Origin of the sequence: Gluconobacter sp. NFX36 (assembly GCF_049887835.1) — a bacterium.
GTDB classification, from domain to species: domain Bacteria; phylum Pseudomonadota; class Alphaproteobacteria; order Acetobacterales; family Acetobacteraceae; genus Gluconobacter; species Gluconobacter japonicus_A.
Genome location: NZ_JAGEKJ010000012.1, coordinates 1 through 16893, shown reverse-complemented (window position 1 = coordinate 16893; position 16893 = coordinate 1). Strand labels below are relative to the sequence as shown.

Here is a 16893-nt window from a genome sequence, read left to right as displayed (position 1 = left end):
TCCATGGACAGGACTTGACTGAGGAAATGCATGATGAGCAGCGAAGAGGGACAACTGGCCAACGAAGAAAGACTTCTGTCTTCGGAAATGCGTCAGACCCGCGCGGCTTTTCAGACGTCCTCTATCAATCATTGCCTCGCGCTCGCCGCCACTCTTGGCGGTGGTGCGGCTCTTCTTCTGGCGCAGGCGCGTGGGCAGGAATGGCTTCTGGCTTCTGCGGGGGATGAGACCCGTCTGGAAGTTCTGAAATCTTCTCTAAAATCCTCCTCGACCTGTCGTTTGTCTGTTCATACGGGCTCTCCGGAAGTGTGGTTGTGTGTCAGTCAGGCCGGTTCAGGTCTGGAGAATGTTCGTGCCTTGTGTGAGCAATACGCGCAGGACATTTTCAGACCTGAACCGGACCGGACCCCGGTCGTCATGGCGGATCAGCTCAGAAGGCTGGAGCGTCGCGTCAAACGCATGGCCGAAGCCGCAGAAATGGGCTTTTTCCGGGCCAATCTTGTGAAGCGTACCGTTTCCGGGGATGAGCGTTTTGCAATGATCTGGGGCGTGCCTTCCGCGCAGATGGCGCATGGTTTGTCCCTGGAGACTTTCTACAGCCGCCTTCATCCCGAGGACCGGAAAGCCTACGAAACCGTCGCGGAGGAAGAACTCCTTCAGGAAGGAAGCTGCGAACTCCGTTTTCGGATCATTGTTTCACATGAGCATGGCCCGACCATGGTTCGGCATCTGCTCATGCGTGCCTGGATGGATGATGAGAAGACAGCGGGAGAGGAGCTGTCCTGCGTCGGGGTTATTGTCGATCTGTCGAATGCCACCATGACTGCTGAAGCTTTGCGATCCAGCGAGGCATTTACCCGGCTGCTTCTGTCCAGCTCTCCAGACTGCATTCATATTCTTGATCGCGAGGGCTGCATTCGTTTTGTCAACGAAGGCGGGATACGCGCCATGGAACTGGACAGTCCGATTATCCTGCACGGTATTCCATGGGTCGATCTTTGGCGGGCACAGGCACGGGCGCGGGCGGTGCAGGCCGTCAATGCTGCGATTGCGGGTGAGACCGGTCGTTTCCAGGGGTATGCAACCACGATGCGGGGCAATCGCCGCTTCTGGGATGTGGCTATCACGCCGGTCTTTGATGAAGACGGAGCTGTCCAGAAACTGCTGGCGATCGGGCGCGACCTGACGGAAGTGAACCAGTCCGCGGTGCGGCTCAAGCTTGCGCTTGATGCTGGAGCCATCGCTGGAACCTGGGTCTGGGACGATAACTCCAGTCTGGTGATTGGGGATGCTCGACTGGCAGAAACTCTCGGGCTGGATACTCAGGCCCTTCAGCAGGGTGTACCGGTTACCGCGTTCTATAATGCGATCGATCAGGATGATCGCGCCTCTGTTGCCGAGGCCATAACACAAGCCGTGCGGATGGGAGGGAAATGTGATTTTGAATTCCGCGTTCAGACGCCGAGCGGTCTTCGCTGGTTTGAGGGTAACGGGCGTTGTGATCTGAATGATGAGCGGCGAGCGATCCGGTTTACGGGTATCGTTTTCGATATTGATCAGAGCAAACGGCAGTCGCTTCGGCAGATCGCGCTTGTCGAGCTTGGTGATCGTCTGCGTGCGCTGGAAACTGCAGATGAAATGGAAGGCGTTGCCGCACAAATTCTGTGTCGGGAGCTTGCTGTGTCCTGTGCGGCTTATGGCGCTGTTGATGAAGCGGGCACCGGTCTGCTGATCGGTCCTGCCGGAACAGCGGGTCTGGGCAAAGGCATCAATCTCCAGCAGCGTGTGTCTGTTCGGGGTTTCCATAGTTTTCGGGATTATGGAGATTATGGGCCGTTATTGGCCCAGGGCCGGACAATTGCCATTGCCGACGTGCAGCAGGATCCGATGACGGCAGGGCGGTCGGAGCGGTTCGGGCCTTTGGGTATTCGTGCCATCCTGAATGTCCCGCTTTTCAAATTCGGACGTCTTGTTGGTGTGATGTGCGTTTATGCGTCTGCTCCCCATGTCTGGACTGAAGAAGAAATTGTTTTCACCCGCGCTGTTGCGGACCGCACCCATGCTGCCATGCGTCAGGCTAAGACGCAGCAGCAGCTTCGGGAAATGAATGTGATGCTGGAGGAACGTATCCGCCAGCGAACGCGGGAACGTGATCGCCTCTGGACGATCGCCAAAGATCTGTTTGTTATCATCAGCCGGAGTGGGCACTACCTTGCTGTCAGTCCATCCTGGTTGCGGGCCTTGGGTTATGCGCAGGAAGGGCTGATTGGTCTGCGGATTGATGCGTTGTGTCATCCCGACGATCAGGCTGCGGTTTGTGAGGCTTTTGACCGGTCGCATCAAAGTTCGTCCTGGTCTGATCTTGGGCTGGATGTCCGGATGCTGCATCGCAACGGGACGTGGCGGATCTACAACTGGAACTTCAATAATGAAGGCGACAGTATCTATGGTGTAGGGCGCGACATTACCGAGCGTAATGATCTGGAGGAACAGCTGCGTCAGTCCCAGAAAATGGAAGCTGTTGGTCAACTGACAGGCGGTCTGGCACATGATTTCAACAATCTTCTGGCCGGGATCGGTGGGAGTCTCGAGCTTCTGGAAATGCGCCTGTCGCAGGGTCGGACAGTTGGTCTGGAGCGTTATCTCACAGCGTCGCAGGACGCCGTTCGTCGTGCTTCATCCCTGACGCATCGCTTGTTGGCATTTTCGCGTCGTCAGCCACTTGATCCAGTGCAAACAGATGTCAATGAACTGGTCAGTGGTCTGGAAACCCTGTTGCAGGGCAGTGTCGGACCAGCGATTGCGCTCAGCTTTACGTTGGCGCCGCAAATCTGGACAACGCGGATTGACGCCAATCAGCTTGAGAATGCCATTCTGAACATCTGCATTAATGCGCGAGATGCCATGCAGGAGAAAGGTAACCTGCTTCGGATTTCAACCAGTAATGCCACTTTGGGAAATGTCGCTGCACATGAAGTCGGCGTTCCTCCTGGGGATTATGTTCTGCTTCAGGTGGAAGATGATGGCTGTGGCATGGCTGAAGAAACAGCGAAACGGGCGTTCGATCCTTTTTTTACCACCAAGCCGTTAGGGAAGGGGACGGGGCTCGGGCTGAGCATGATCTACGGCTTTGCCCGCCAGTCTGGCGGTGGCGTATCTCTAAAGTCCCAGCTTGGGCAGGGAACGTCCGTCTGTCTTTTTCTGCCGCGATATGACGGCCCTGCTGGACGGGCCTCGGCTGCTGAGGCCAATTCCGTGATGACGCTGGGTGGCCCACCCTGGATGTCCGGGAAGCTGGTCATGATTGTGGATGATGAAGAAGCTGTTCGACTGATTGTCAGTGACGTCATCGGAGATCTGGGGGCGAGGATTCTGACCGCAGAGGATGCAATTTCTGCGATGGAACTGGCGGATCGTCTTCCTGCGCTTCAGCCGGATGTGTTGATTACGGATATTGGTATGCCTGGCGGATTGAATGGTCGACAGCTTGCAGTCCGGATGAGAGAAAAATTTCCGGGTCTGAAAGTTCTGTTCATTACTGGATACGCCGAGCAGAACATCCTTGATGAAGGGCTGCTGGAGCCTGGATGTGCGTTGTTGGTCAAACCTTTCAGTACGGATGCGCTTCTTCGCAAGCTCCATCATCTGCTCGAACAGGTCTGAACCGGGATCGACAAAAAGGCGTTTGATAAAAAGCATTGATACTCGGCAGGGAGTTTTTTCATGACTGATGCGGTTTCTTACATGGACAACCAGACACGCATTACCCTCAACGACGGGTGCGTGATTCCGCAGCTTGGTCTTGGTGTCTGGAAGACACCTCCCGAAGAAACTGCTCATATTGTTCGTGAGGCGATAAAGCTTGGATATCGTTCTGTTGATACGGCCCGGCTTTATCGGAATGAAGCCGGTGTTGGCGAAGGTCTGGCTGGTTCTCCGGACGTTTTTGTCACGACGAAAGTCTGGAATGACGAGCAGGGATATGACAGGACGATCCGTGCCTACGAGGAAAGTTGCCGCCTGCTGGGTCGTCCGGTTCTCGACCTCTATCTGATCCACTGGCCCATGCCTGAGCAGGGACAGTATGTTGAGACCTGGAAGGCGCTTGTGGCCTTGCAGAAAGACGGACGCGTCAAATCCATTGGCGTATCAAATTTCGAGCCTGAGCATCTGGAGCGGATTATGGATGCTACGGGAGTGGTACCGGCCGTCAATCAGATTGAACTTCATCCGTTCTTTCAACAGAAGGCGGTTCGCGCCTTTAATGAACAGCATAACATTCGCACAGAGGCGTGGCGTCCGCTGGGGCAGGGGCAGTTTCTGGAGAATGCGACCATTGGTGCAGTTGCCCGTCACGTTGGACGAACACCGGCGCAGGTTATCATTCGCTGGCACCTGCAAAGCGGATTTATCGTGATTCCGAAATCAGCAAATCTGAAGCGTCTGGCCGAAAATCTGGATGTTTTCGATTTCTCGCTTGATGATGCCGATATGGCAGCCATTACGGCGCTTGATCGGGAAGGCGGACGTATGGGCGCACATCCCATGACCGCTCGCTTCTGAGGCCGGGTGTTTCCGTTAGGGTTCTGGTGAGGACTGCAGTTCTCCTGTAAGGGGGCGGAGGTCAAAGATTTCGACGATGGCAGGAGAGTTGTCATGACGACACTGAATGAGCAGGACTTTCGCCGGGCCATGTCCCATTTCGCAACAGGTGTCGCTGTTGTGACGGCCAAAGGAAGCGAAGGAGAACAGGGGGCGACCATCAGCGCTCTGACGTCAGTTTCCCTTGACCCGCTGTTGCTCCTGATCTGCCTCCATCGTGGCAGCTCGACCTACAAAGCGATTGCCGAGGCTGGCCGTTTCGGGCTGAGTATCCTGAACAACAGCCACAAAGACGTGGCCATGCTCTTTGCCAGCCGCACCGCCGACAAGTTCGGTTCGGACGTCGTGGTGCGGTCGGAAGACGGAACGGCCTTCATTGATGGCGCATTGGTGCAGATGCATTGTGAGCTTGTCGAGACGTTTCAGGGGGGCACTCATGCGCTCTTTATGGCGCGTCCCACCAGCATCGAGGTTCGGGATGAGGCTCCGTTGCTGTATTTCCAAGGCCAGCTGGGGATCGAGACGTAATCGCGCGTCTCGTTCGATAACTTCTGGGACGTATGATGGAAATTGTGGAAACGTTAGGGATTTTCTTCCCTTTTGTTGTTGAGAATAATTATCATTAGTGTTATCTCCCCGCTCGCCTTTTCGGAGATTGTGCGGTGCGGGTACGGTCGTGTCTTATTCCCTGTGCAACGATGTTGCTTGGTGTGCCTTCAGGTCTGGCCTGTGCGCAGGAGGTTGAACAGGATCGTGCAAAGCATCCTCATGTTCAGGAAAACCATCAAAATTCTACCGTTCCACTTGAACAGACGGGTCCGTCTTCCATTGCAATCCGCGAAGAGCGCCTGAAGGTGCGGGCAGCCCATACGGGGTTGCTCGCAGGAAGTGGGGCAGCAGCGACGAAAACCTCTACGCCTTTGGAAGATGTTCCCCAGAACCTGACGGTTATTACGCAGGCTCGTATGGCTATGCTCAATTCGCGGAGTATTTCCGACGCCGTACGTTACGCAGCCGGGGTTTCTGACTATGGGTCCAAAGACGATCCACGAGGGTATTTCGGGACTATTCGTGGCTTTTCACCAGATATTTACCTGGATGGAACGCGTACGCCAGATGCTGCGTCTTCCCAGTCCTTCAGTATAGAGCCTTGGGGGCTTGAAGAGTTGGACGTGCTGCGCGGTGCGTCCTCGGCATTATATGGCTCAGGTCAGCTTGGCGGCATTATAAATGCCGTGAGCAAGCGACCGCGTGAAGATCAGCAGAGTCAGGTGGCGTTCCAGACGGGCTCTTATAGTCGTGTACAGGGCGCGGCAGACGTGGGTGGGGCGATAAATTCCGGAAAGACGCTTTTATGGCGGTTTAACGGGCTTTTGCGCAAGTCGGATACATACGCAAAAAACATCAAGAACAATGAAGTGTATGTAGCGCCATCGCTGCGATGGCATCCGGATAACAAGACGGATTTCACAATTCTGGCAAGCTATGAACAGCTTGATGTAGGTTCAACAGCACAGTTTTTGCCCGCGAACGGTACGGTTTCTGCGAGCCGATATGGATATATTGCCCGTAATTTTCTGAGCAGTGACGCAGATTACGATGTGTATTCAAAACGCCAGGTTGCGATTGGTTATAGCGTCACCCGCAAGTTAACCCCCAACTGGACTGTTAGTCAGAATATGCGTTACGCGCATCTGGATCTGGATTATCGGTTCGTGACGGCTGTCGCTCTGTCTTCCGATCAGCGTACGCTGTCCAGGCAGGCACTCCGACAATCTGCAAACTATAATAATGTAACACTTGATACGCGCTCAAATCTGAAATTTGGCACTGGTCCCATAAAGCATGAGGTACTGGCGGGTGTGGATTCCCGAAGTGATTTTCTGGCAAACCGGCGTGGGCAGAAAACAGCTCCGTCTATAGATCTGTACACTCCTGTTTACCGTGCGATTAGCTGGCCAACTTATGGGACCAGGACCAATACCAATGAGACGGAAACCCAGACAGGAATTTATGTTCAGGAGCAGGCGGATTGGCATCACTTTTACCTGACGCTTTCCGGTCGTGAAGACTTTACGCAGAGTTTGACTGTAAACAATCTGACTGGTGGTGAAACACCACAGCAAAACAATGCTTTCACCGGGCGGGTCGGCCTGCTCTATAAATCCAGTATCGGGCTGGCACCCTATGTGTCGTATGCGACGTCTTTTCAGCCTCAGGTTGGAACAACGCGTGAGAATACGGCATTCGTTCCCACACGCGGACGGCAGATTGAGGCTGGCTTGAAGTACAGGCCACCACACGGCGTGGGGGAGGACTTCATGCTGACGGCGGATTTCTTTAATCTTGTGGAAACCAATGTTTTGACGACAGACCCCGCGGATTCAACGTATGACATTCAGACGGGTGAGCAGAGAACGCGGGGCTTTGAAGCGGAAGGAATAGGGCGACTGCCATACAGGATCGACTTTATGGCGTCATTCACTTACCAGGACCCGAGGATTACCAAAACGACCGTCGAGGCACAGAAAAACCAGCGTCCGGTTGCGATCCCGTCTCATATGGCGTCCCTGTTTCTAAAGCGTGACTTTCGTCTGAACAGAAACTGGGTAACGGGCGTGGGAGGCGGCGTTCGTTATACTGGTAACACGGCTGGAGCCCTTCCCGAGACTTTTACGGTCCCAAGCCAGCTTGTCTGGGATTTACAGGCTCATCTGGATTACCAGCGTTTTGGCGTCCAGTTTAACGGTACGAATATTGCAAACCGGCATTACGTCGCCGTTTGTACCCGCTCGGTTGCCTGTGCATGGGCGCCCGGACGGGCGGTTTTCGTCACTTTGTCTTATCGCTGGTAACGGGCTGGTCATGTTTGAGTTTGCTTCTGTTGTCCTGACGATTCTGGCGTCCGGGCTATTTTATTTTTCTGCGCCCTCTCAATGTCTGCTGCGCCGACCTCTTACGGTCATTCAGGGCCTCCTGCCGGGAGGAGGGTGTCTCTTTCTGGCAGTCATGGTGATGGCTCAGGAACAGCATGTTCTGTCCGCCTGCCTGACTGTGAGTGCGCTTCTGATGCTGAGTGGCGCGCTGCTGCCATTTCTGATCGCTGTTTACAGAAGTCAGGGGCGCCTCCTGTGAAGACTGGCGTGCAACAGAAGCCTCTGGACGGCACGGGCTGGTTCGGAAAAGTTATGGCAGGGCTCGTGTTGGGGGCTGCATTGACCAGTGGGTTGCTAGGGGTCCTGGGTCTGCTCTTTCACGCTGATGCCCAGTTTAAAACCGTCACATCGCAGCTTCTGCGCTGGTTTCCGGGGCCAGTCTGGGGGCTTCTGGTGGCGTTTTCATTCCTGTTCCGCTCCCCTCGGCAGGCATGGCTTGTTCTGGCTCTGCTGAACGGAAGCGTGTGGGCGCTGTTCTTTCTTTTGCAGGGCCTCATGGCATGAAGATACGCGGCGATATCATCCGGCTTTACCGGAACGTCCATAGCTGGGCGGGCATCACAGCGGGGCTGTTTCTGTTCATTGCGTTCTATGCCGGTGGCATGACGATGTTTGAACTGCCGCTGGAAAACTGGGCATCCCAAACATCAAAACTTCCTGCCCCCGTTCCTGTCCAGAGCCTGTCAGAGCTGGTGCAGAAGGCGCAGGCTTCTGACCCGTCCATGGCAACTGCTTACACGCTGGTGCTGCATCCCGACGCTGCCAGCCCCTCCAGTCTCATGTGGACGACGTCTTCTGAAAAAGAGCACGGTCCGGCACGGACCATTTATGCGGGACTTGATCCGGATGGTAGCCTTGTCACCCAGACGCGCACGCCTTCCCAGGCTATGTATTTTCTCAATATCCTCCATCAGCGTATCGGCCTGCCCCTGAACCGGGAGTATGGACGGCTCGTCATGGGCATTGTGGCGCTTCTGTATGCAGTGGCCCTGGTGTCCGGCACGATTGTTCTGCTACCCTCTCTGGTCCGTAATCTTTTCGCCCTGCGAATGACTGAGACTCTGCGTCGGGTCTGGCTCGATTTTCACACGCTTCTTGGGGTTTGCTCGCTCCCGTTTCATATCGTGATGGCAGCTTCTGCTGCGGGGTTTGCGTTTCAGCAGCCGATTATGGCGCTGGAAAAAACCCTGTTCCTCCCCGCTGCGGTTCATCAGTCGGGGAAAGGTCGTGTCTACTCCGATCATGGCTCACAACTCCCGCTGGAGCCGATGGCTATTGTGGAGGCTTTTAACAGGCAGGCCCCGGATCTTGAGGCTGATGCACTGGTTTATTCCAGCCGGGGAGGAAAACCTTCCCTGAGAGTTATGGTGCAGAGCAAGGCACAGATCGTGCGTCGACCGGAGGGAGGATACGCAGATATGAATCCTTACACCGGTCGTCTGATCGCAACAGATTTTCTTCCCAACCATCAGACATCGGCATTCCAGGCCCTGACGTTGATTTACGCGCTGCATTTCGGAACTTACGGAGGGTGGCTGGTTCGCTGGACTTACGCCGTTCTGGGTTTTGGAGGTGCGTTTCTGTTTTATTCCGGAAATCAGCTCTGGCTTTCAGCGCGTCGACGGCGAGAGCGTTCTGAAGGGCTGACCGCAGACAGTTTCGGAACACGGTGTCTGTCAGTGCTGACAGCAGGCTGCATGATCGGGTGTGTCAGCGGAATTTCTGCCGTGCTGGCCGCTATGCCTTTCCTTCCCGAAGGTGGCCATTACCAGACTGTGGAAGCGCTGTTTTATGCGGTGCTTCTGGTCTGTCTGCTGGTCGCGATGTGGTTGGGCGGTACGCGCAGTATCGGGCCGCTACTGTGTCTTGCAGGTCTTCTGACGCTTCTGATCCCGATCACAGACATGGCGCGTTCCCTGACGTCTGGATCAGTGCTGCATCCGGGGCTGGAGAGTGTGACGCTGCTCTATGGGATTGCCCTGATGGTTCTTGCGCTTAAAAAGCGGCCGCGTCAGATCATGGGTGCCGCCCTTACGGCGTAAAAGCGCGTTCACGCCATGACTGTACGGCGATTCTGACAGCCTGATCGATTGGAAAAAGGCGAGCAGACGCGGCCCCGACATGGCCATGGCGCAGCATTGGGTGTCCGTCCAGTTTCGCGCCCAGAGCCGGGAAGCGGTCTACATCTGTGTGTGGCATCCGGAAACGGACCCATTTGCGTTCCCCCTCCACCAGAATGGCCGTTGCGTCATCGAAAGTCGGTCCTTGTGGATCGACCAGACGTTCTGCCAGATGAAGTGCCGTGCAGGTTTCCCAGCCTGTTCCGATCATCAGAACGGATGCGCCAACCTGTTTCAGGGCAGCGAGAGGGGATATGACGCCAAATGGATCTTCAAGGGGCTGGCTGGAGAGGATTTCTGCTGCAAGGGGGCCATGAGCGCTGAAAGACACCTGCGGATGCAGGCTCCGGCGTGTGCCCGGCCAGGTGCGGAACATTTCGGCCACAGTCCCGACGCCGCGTGTGGGCGTGAGGCGGGGATCGAACGCCGGCATGCTTGCCCGGATAGTGTCCCACCAGGTCTGAGGGACTGATGGCTCGCACCATCCGGCAGGGTCACTGAGTTCCGAGGACTGGGCTGGCATGACAATCGTGCCTTCCGGCCCTACAGCCTGAAACAGGGCTTCGATCACGGTTCTGGCCCCGCCACACACCCAGCCGATCCGGCTCATGGTGGTATGGACCAGAACAGTCATGCCGGGCTCAAGGCCCAGCCGCCTGAAATCGACCGTAAGGCGTGCCTGAGTGACAGGACCGCCCGACCGGGCAATGGCAGCCGCTTCTGTCATGCCTCAGCCGCGACCCCGGTAGCCCGGAACATCCTGGGACGGAATCCACACGCCTGCGGGCGGCTCGCCCGTTTGCCAGAACACGTCGATCGGGATGCCGCCGCGGGGATACCAGTAGGCACCAATCCGCAGCCATTCCGGATCAAGCAGCTCGACCAGACGCTCTGCGATGGCGACTGAGCAGTCTTCGTGGAACGCCCCATGATTGCGGAAGCTGGTGAGGTACAGCTTGAGGGATTTGCTTTCCACGATCCATTTGCTCGGGATGTAGTCAATCACGAGATGCGCGAAATCCGGCTGGCCTGTGACCGGGCAGAGAGACGTGAATTCCGGTGCCGTGAAACGGACAACATATTTGCGGCCCTGATGCGGGGAGGGGACGCGCTCCAGAACGGCTTCTTCAGGGCAGCTCGCAGCAGGCGTATTGCGGCCAAGCTGGCTCAGGGCATCGGTTCCCGGGGCAGAAGGCCCGGTTGGTGTTGTGTTGGACATGATGGAGTCTACTCGCGAAAAGACAGTGTTTTTTGATGATTTGGACCAGCTTCCGTCCATGCTCAAGTCGTGATTTATGCGAAAAGACTGCGACAGAGTTTGCATATTCGCGGGATTCGGTGCAGAAGACGGCGCAAATTCTTATCTTCGATGCACCGTCTGGAAGACCACATGGAAATCCGTAACATCGCCATCATCGCGCACGTCGATCATGGCAAAACCACGCTGGTTGATGCGCTCCTCAAGCAGTCCGGCTCTTTCCGCGAGAACCAGCACGTTGCTGATCGCGCGATGGACAGCAATGACCTCGAACGCGAGCGTGGCATCACCATTCTCGCCAAGTGCACGTCCGTTGTCTGGAAAGAGACGCGCATCAACATCATCGACACCCCGGGCCATGCTGACTTCGGTGGCGAAGTCGAGCGTATCCTGAGCATGGTGGATGGCGCGATCATCCTCGTTGACGCCGCTGAAGGCGCTCTGCCGCAGACGAAGTTCGTTCTGGGCAAGGCTCTAGCCCGCGGTATCCGTCCGATCGTGGTCGTGAACAAGATCGACCGTAGCGATGCGCGTCCGGACGAAGTGCACGAAGAAATCTTCGATCTGTTCGCCTCCCTCGGCGCTGACGAGCATCAGCTCGACTTCCCGATGCTGTATGCTTCCGGCCGTCAGGGCTGGGCAGATCTGGAACTGGACGGACCGAAGAAGGACCTGTCCCCACTGTTCGATCTGGTTCTGCGCCACGTTCCGACGCCAAACGTCGACAAGGATGCGCCTTTCGGCATGGTTGCCACCATTCTCGAGAGCGACAACTTCCTTGGCCGTATCCTGACGGGTCGTATCGACCAGGGTCGTGCGAAGGTGAACATGCCGGTGCGCGTGCTGCGTCCGGACGGAACGATTGTTGAAAGCGGTCGTCTGACGAAGCTGCTGTCCTTCCGTGGTCTGGACCGCGTGCCGGTTGATGAAGCCGAAGCCGGTGACATCGTGGCCGTGGCCGGTCTGTCCGAAGCGACGATTCCTGACACGATTGCTGATCCGTCCATCAGCGAGCCGCTGCCGTCCCGCCCGGTTGATCCGCCGACCCTGTCCATGACCTTCCGTATCAACGATGGTCCGCTGGGTGGCCGTGAAGGCAAGAAGGTTACGTCCCGTCAGATCCGTGACCGTCTCTTCAAGGAAACCGAAGGCAACGTGGCCATTAAGGTTACGGAAAGCCCGGAAAGCGAAGCCTTTGAAGTTGCCGGCCGTGGCGAACTTCAGCTTGGCGTTCTGATTGAAACGATGCGTCGTGAAGGCTTCGAGCTGACGATCGGTCGTCCGCGTGTGCTCTTCCGTGAAAACGAAGAGACCGGCGAGCGCGAAGAGCCGTTCGAAGAAGTTCTGGTCGACGTGGACGAGCCTTATTCCGGCGTTGTTGTCGAGAAGATGTCCCTGCGTAAGGGTGTGATGCAGGACATGCGTCCGTCCGGTGGTGGCAAGGTCCGTCTGACGTTCCTGATCCCGTCCCGTGGCCTGATCGGCTATCATGGCGAGTTCCTGACCGACACGCGCGGCACGGGCCTCATGAACCGTCTGTTCGATGGTTATCACCCATATGTCGGCACGATCGAAGGTCGCCGTAACGGCTCCCTGATCTCCGCTGAAGATGGCCAGACGACGCAGTACGCCCTGTTCTCCCTGCAGGACCGTGGCACGATGTTCGTGGATGCTGGCGAGAAGATTTACACAGGCATGATCCTGGGTGAGCATTCCCGCGAGAACGATCTGGACATCAATGCCGTCCGTGAAAAGAAGCTGACCAACATGCGTGCCTCCGGCAAGGATGAAGCCCTGCTTCTGACGCCGCCGCGCCGTATGAGCCTTGAGCAGGCCATCGCCTACATCGAAGACGATGAACTGGTTGAAGTGACGCCGTCCGCCATTCGTATCCGTAAGCGCTATCTGGATCCGAACGAGCGTAAGCGCGCTTCCAAAAGCCGCGAAGCCTGATCTTTCCTTCTGGGAAAGAGCATGAAGAACGCGCATCGGGTTTCCGGTGCGCGTTTTTTTTGTCCGAGAGTCGTAGGAAAGAAATCAGGAAGTCCTGGTCGGGACTTTGGCGGAATTGAGGCGTCTTTGCGAAGACAAGTCGCTATCACCCTGAAATTTCAAAAAGTTAATGCACGACGAAGGCGTTGTCTGGTGTTACTTTCGAAGTATGGCCACTTCAGTTTTTCTGACATGTGGTCCGTTTTTCAGTTTTCTGGAGCTTTGTTCTCAGATGCGCCTTTTCAATCGTTCCCTTATCGCTGCCGTTTCTGCCCTGGCCCTGACGGCTGCTCCGGCTTTCGCTGACCCTGCCGCTCCGGCAGAAACCACCACGGCCCCGACGGCTGCAGCTCCTGCTGCAGCGCCAGCCGCTCCGGAAGCTGCTGCTCCTGCCGCCACGGATGCTGCAACGGCTACGGACACGACGAGCAAGAAGAAGCACCACCACAAGAAGAAGCATCACAAACACCACAAGAAGGCTGCTACTGAGACGTCTGCTCCGACGGATGCTGAAGCACCATCCAACTGATTTCGGGATGCTGAACGGTCGTCGTAAGGCTACCGTTGAAGGAAATGGGGTCCGCTTTCGAGCGGGCCCTTTTTTTGTTGAGTGCATTTTGAGGTTGTGAAACGACGGAAAAGTCTTCTCCAAAGACCATCAGAGGTATTCAGAGCGACAGTTTCTTTTCCGGTAGTTTCTCAGATTTGTAATGCTCCTTTGATTTTAAAGGTACAGCCATTGTTCTGGTAGGTCATCCCTGATGAGATAAAGAATTTTGAGAAACTGCGGGTATGACAGTCATAAAATTAGACAGTCTCCTACAACATGAAATTTCTCTGAAAATTTGGAATTTAAATCCGTATTGCGAAGGTAATATTTTATATTATAATATAAATTATTAATAAAAATCGTATTTATTTTATAGGTTTGGGTTAATTTTCAAATTATACAATATAAAATCCCGATAAGATTTTGTATTTTGTGAATGGTATTCTGTAGGATTGTTTGAATTTCATCAATTCAAATTATTTCTAAAACTTGTTATAATTCAGAAAAATTATGTCATAAATAAACGTCCCCATGAGATTTCTGGAGTGTATCATGCGGAGACATAAGTATTATTTTCCTTTTATTTTCGGTGGGTTGATCGTTTTTAACCTTCAAAATGAAGCTTTTTCGCAATCTGCTCTTGCTGATGCGCATCTGTCTCATCGACCGGACAGAACTAAAGAGAAAAAAACGAAGACTACTCATTCGACACTCATCGGGCACTTGGCTAGCGAGTCAGGTCAGCGATTAGCCAATCACCCAGTTGCGAAAACGGATGAAAATTTCATCGTGACGGGGACGCATGCCAGCAACCGGCGTGCAAGAGACAGTACATCGCCGATTGACGTTATTTCCGCAGCTACCCTTCGTCGTACGGGGCAAATCAATCTGACAGATGCACTTGCGCGTACCAATCCCGCTGTTTCGATTCAGACGATGGGCTGGGATGCTGGCGGCCTTGTGTCATCAATACGCCTGCGTGGATTAAATCCAAACGATACACTTGTTCTCGTGGATGGAAAAAGACGTCATTACACAGGCGATGTTTACGAAGATGGTGGTGCGCAGTCAGGCTCGACACCAGTTGATCTGAACATGATTCCGTCAAACATGATCGATCATATCGAAATCCTTCGGGATGGTGCTGCCGCACAATATGGTTCTGATGCGGTAGCGGGCGTCGTCAATATTATCACTAAGAAAACTGGAAAAGGCCTGAACATCACCGGTCAGACCGGCGCAAATGCCTATAACGGAGATGGTTGGCAGTATCAGCTCGGAATCGATGGCGGCTTTCATTTCGGCGATGATGGTTATGTTCACATCAGTGGACAGGAATACCACACTGATCACATGGTCACGGGCGGTGTGGATGATCGTACGGGAAAATACGATAATCCAAGTGAAAGCACGCCTGAGGAAACACGGGAAAACCTAGGCATTACGTTCGGAAAGACCTTGAGGGAAGGTATTGCCGGCTATGGACTGATCACCTATGCGCATCGTCATGCTGAAGCCTTGGAACAATATCGTCTTCCGACTGTAGCTCCGGCACTCTACCCTTGGGGCTTTACTCCTACCGAAACGATCGAAGAAAATGATTATGCTGCAACTCTGGGTCTGAAAGGTGACAATTTTTTAGGGTTTGCCTGGGATGTCAGCACTGTTTATGGCGCGGATGAAGACAATATCGGTAACAAAAATACCGCCAATACCGGTTTGCTTTCTGCATCCGGTTTCACCCCGACCAGTATTCACATCAGTAGCTACCGAATGGCTCAGTGGACCAACAATGTTGATCTAAAGCGCAATTTCAAAATTGCCAATGCCATTCCTGTCACCTTCGCTTTCGGTGGAGAACACCGGTTGGAGAGCTATCACATTGAGCAGGGTGAACCCGCATCGTACCTTTATGGCGGCTCACAGGCGATTGTTGGACTGATGCCTGAAAATGCCGGATCATGGTCGCGTGATGTCTATGCGGCTTATGCAGATGCGGACTTTCACCCTCTCCCGCACTGGGATCTCGATTTTGCGGGCCGTTTTGAGCATTATACTGATGTCGGTAATACTGAAAACGGTAAGATCGCCACCCGTTATGACATCAGCAGACGTCTTGCCCTGAGAGCTACAATCAGCAACGGCTTCCGCGCGCCCACTTTGGCAGAAGAGCATTTCAGTTCGCTCAACGTCTCTGCAACAGGAGCGAGTGGGCAACTTGCCTCCAATTCTAATGCTGCCCATCTTCTGGGAGCCTCCAACCTGAAGCCTGAACGCTCGACAAATGTCAGTGGTGGCCTGGTGACAGAGCCATTTCCTGGCTTACACGTCACTGTAGATGTGTATCAGATCAATATCCGTGACCGCATCATCAATGGTGGCAATTACAATGGTCTCGCGGCAATCAACGCCATTGAGGCGACGGGTGCGACACTTCCCGAAATTTCAAACCTGAATGGCGTAACCGCAAACTATTATTCGAATGGTGCAAGTACGCGAACTCAGGGGCTGGATTTGAATGCGGATTATCTTCTGCATCTGCACCGCTATGGTAATCTGAATCTGTCGCTTGGACTGGACCTAAACCGGACCCGGCTTCACCATCTATCCTATGATCTGAACCATAATCCTATCCTGAACGCTCAGGGAATCAGTTACCTGACCACGGCTTCTCCCCGTAGCAAGATAATTCTGGATGCGTTTTGGACGATCGGATCCTGGGACATCAATATCCGACAGACACGATATGGCGAGACGAAAGATAATCTGAGCTATGCAGACTCTGCACCAGAGGCTCTGCGATATTCAAATAAAGTCTTTTATGAATTCAAGAACACGCCAGCTTGGCTGACAGATTTGGAAGTTGGATACCGCCTTTCATCCCGGTGGCATGTGGCTGTTGGTGCGAACAACCTTTTTAACGTGCGTCCACGCAAGGTTCCTCTCGAGAACGCGTATCTCGGAACAGACAATTATGATCTGAATTCGTCAGGAATTCCCATGACAGGAGGATACTATTATGGGCGCATAAATTTTAATCTATGATTTGCATTTTTAATTAAAAATATATCAATTTACTTATTATTTACATTAATTGGCATCAGTAATCGAAGATGTGTTTTCTGGTGCCTGTCATGTTGACATAACCTGAAATGAACTGGATTTCCTATGGGAGACACACTGACACCTGAAATACGCGCCGAGGCTCTGGCGCGGGGTTACAGTCGTCGGCAATTCGGAAGGATTGCTGGTGTTCTGAGCATGAGCAGCGCCTTTGCCCGGTTTGTTTCCGCGGCCCATGCGTCAGGTGGAGGGTTCGAAAAACCTTCTGGATTTGAGGGTTCCTCTGTGATTCCATCTCTCCTGCGTTGATTGGGGATGATGGCAGATGAAGCAGCCTGGTTTCTTTGATGTTGAAGAGCGGCTGGCCCGGTT

General features: G+C 54.2%; 13 protein-coding genes. 11 read left to right on the top strand and 2 right to left on the bottom strand.

The window, feature by feature from the left end:
- The first annotated feature begins 30 nt into the window (after positions 1-30).
- The 7 genes from J4P41_RS12140 to J4P41_RS12110 all read left to right on the top strand — a co-directional run bounded on the left by J4P41_RS12140 (position 31) and on the right by J4P41_RS12110 (position 9580).
- Positions 31-3663: a PAS domain-containing protein gene (locus tag J4P41_RS12140; RefSeq protein ID WP_426067328.1), complete on the top strand. Its 3633-nt coding sequence runs from the start codon at positions 31-33 to the stop codon at positions 3661-3663.
- A gap of 60 nt (positions 3664-3723) precedes the next feature.
- Positions 3724-4563, top strand: a complete 840-nt coding sequence (locus J4P41_RS12135) for an aldo/keto reductase (protein WP_211567788.1) — start codon at positions 3724-3726, stop codon at positions 4561-4563.
- A 93-nt stretch (positions 4564-4656) separates the two neighbouring features.
- Entirely contained in the window at positions 4657-5130 is a 474-nt protein-coding gene (locus tag J4P41_RS12130) for a flavin reductase family protein (protein WP_211567787.1), read from the top strand.
- 134 nt (positions 5131-5264) lie between these two features.
- Positions 5265-7457, top strand: a complete 2193-nt coding sequence (locus J4P41_RS12125) for a TonB-dependent siderophore receptor (protein ID WP_426067327.1) — start codon at positions 5265-5267, stop codon at positions 7455-7457.
- A gap of 10 nt (positions 7458-7467) precedes the next feature.
- On the top strand, positions 7468-7737 hold the full coding sequence (locus tag J4P41_RS12120) for a hypothetical protein (RefSeq protein ID WP_426067326.1): 270 nt from the start codon (positions 7468-7470) through the stop codon (positions 7735-7737).
- An 8-nt stretch (positions 7738-7745) separates the two neighbouring features.
- Complete coding sequence (locus J4P41_RS12115) at positions 7746-8042, top strand: hypothetical protein (RefSeq protein ID WP_426067325.1); 297 nt, start codon at positions 7746-7748, stop codon at positions 8040-8042.
- A complete protein-coding gene (locus J4P41_RS12110; RefSeq protein ID WP_426067324.1) occupies positions 8039-9580 on the top strand; it encodes a PepSY-associated TM helix domain-containing protein in 1542 nt (513 codons plus the stop codon). The genes J4P41_RS12115 and J4P41_RS12110 overlap by 4 nt, the downstream gene beginning before the upstream one ends.
- Here the strand turns inward: J4P41_RS12110 and J4P41_RS12105 are convergent.
- Both J4P41_RS12105 and queF read right to left on the bottom strand, forming a co-directional pair.
- On the bottom strand, positions 9570-10385 hold the full coding sequence (locus J4P41_RS12105; RefSeq protein ID WP_426067323.1) for an aminoglycoside N(3)-acetyltransferase: 816 nt from the start codon (positions 10383-10385) through the stop codon (positions 9570-9572). The two genes, J4P41_RS12110 and J4P41_RS12105, sit on opposite strands and share 11 nt — an antisense overlap.
- A 3-nt stretch (positions 10386-10388) precedes the next feature.
- On the bottom strand, positions 10389-10877 hold the full coding sequence (gene queF / locus J4P41_RS12100) for a preQ(1) synthase (protein ID WP_023944659.1): 489 nt from the start codon (positions 10875-10877) through the stop codon (positions 10389-10391).
- Between the two features lie 171 nt (positions 10878-11048).
- On the opposite strand from queF, the gene typA reads away from it, so the two are divergent.
- The 4 genes from typA to J4P41_RS12080 all read left to right on the top strand — a co-directional run bounded on the left by typA (position 11049) and on the right by J4P41_RS12080 (position 16830).
- A complete protein-coding gene (gene typA, locus J4P41_RS12095) occupies positions 11049-12869 on the top strand; it encodes a translational GTPase TypA (protein ID WP_282860192.1) in 1821 nt (606 codons plus the stop codon).
- Between the two features lie 271 nt (positions 12870-13140).
- Positions 13141-13437 (top strand): hypothetical protein, encoded by a 297-nt coding sequence (locus J4P41_RS12090; protein ID WP_426067322.1) that lies wholly within the window; start codon positions 13141-13143, stop codon positions 13435-13437.
- A 615-nt stretch (positions 13438-14052) separates the two neighbouring features.
- Positions 14053-16503, top strand: coding sequence for a TonB-dependent receptor plug domain-containing protein (locus tag J4P41_RS12085; RefSeq protein ID WP_426067372.1), 2451 nt, complete (start codon positions 14053-14055; stop codon positions 16501-16503).
- A 123-nt stretch (positions 16504-16626) separates the two neighbouring features.
- Complete coding sequence (locus J4P41_RS12080) at positions 16627-16830, top strand: hypothetical protein (RefSeq protein WP_426067321.1); 204 nt, start codon at positions 16627-16629, stop codon at positions 16828-16830.
- Positions 16831-16893 lie beyond the last annotated feature (63 nt).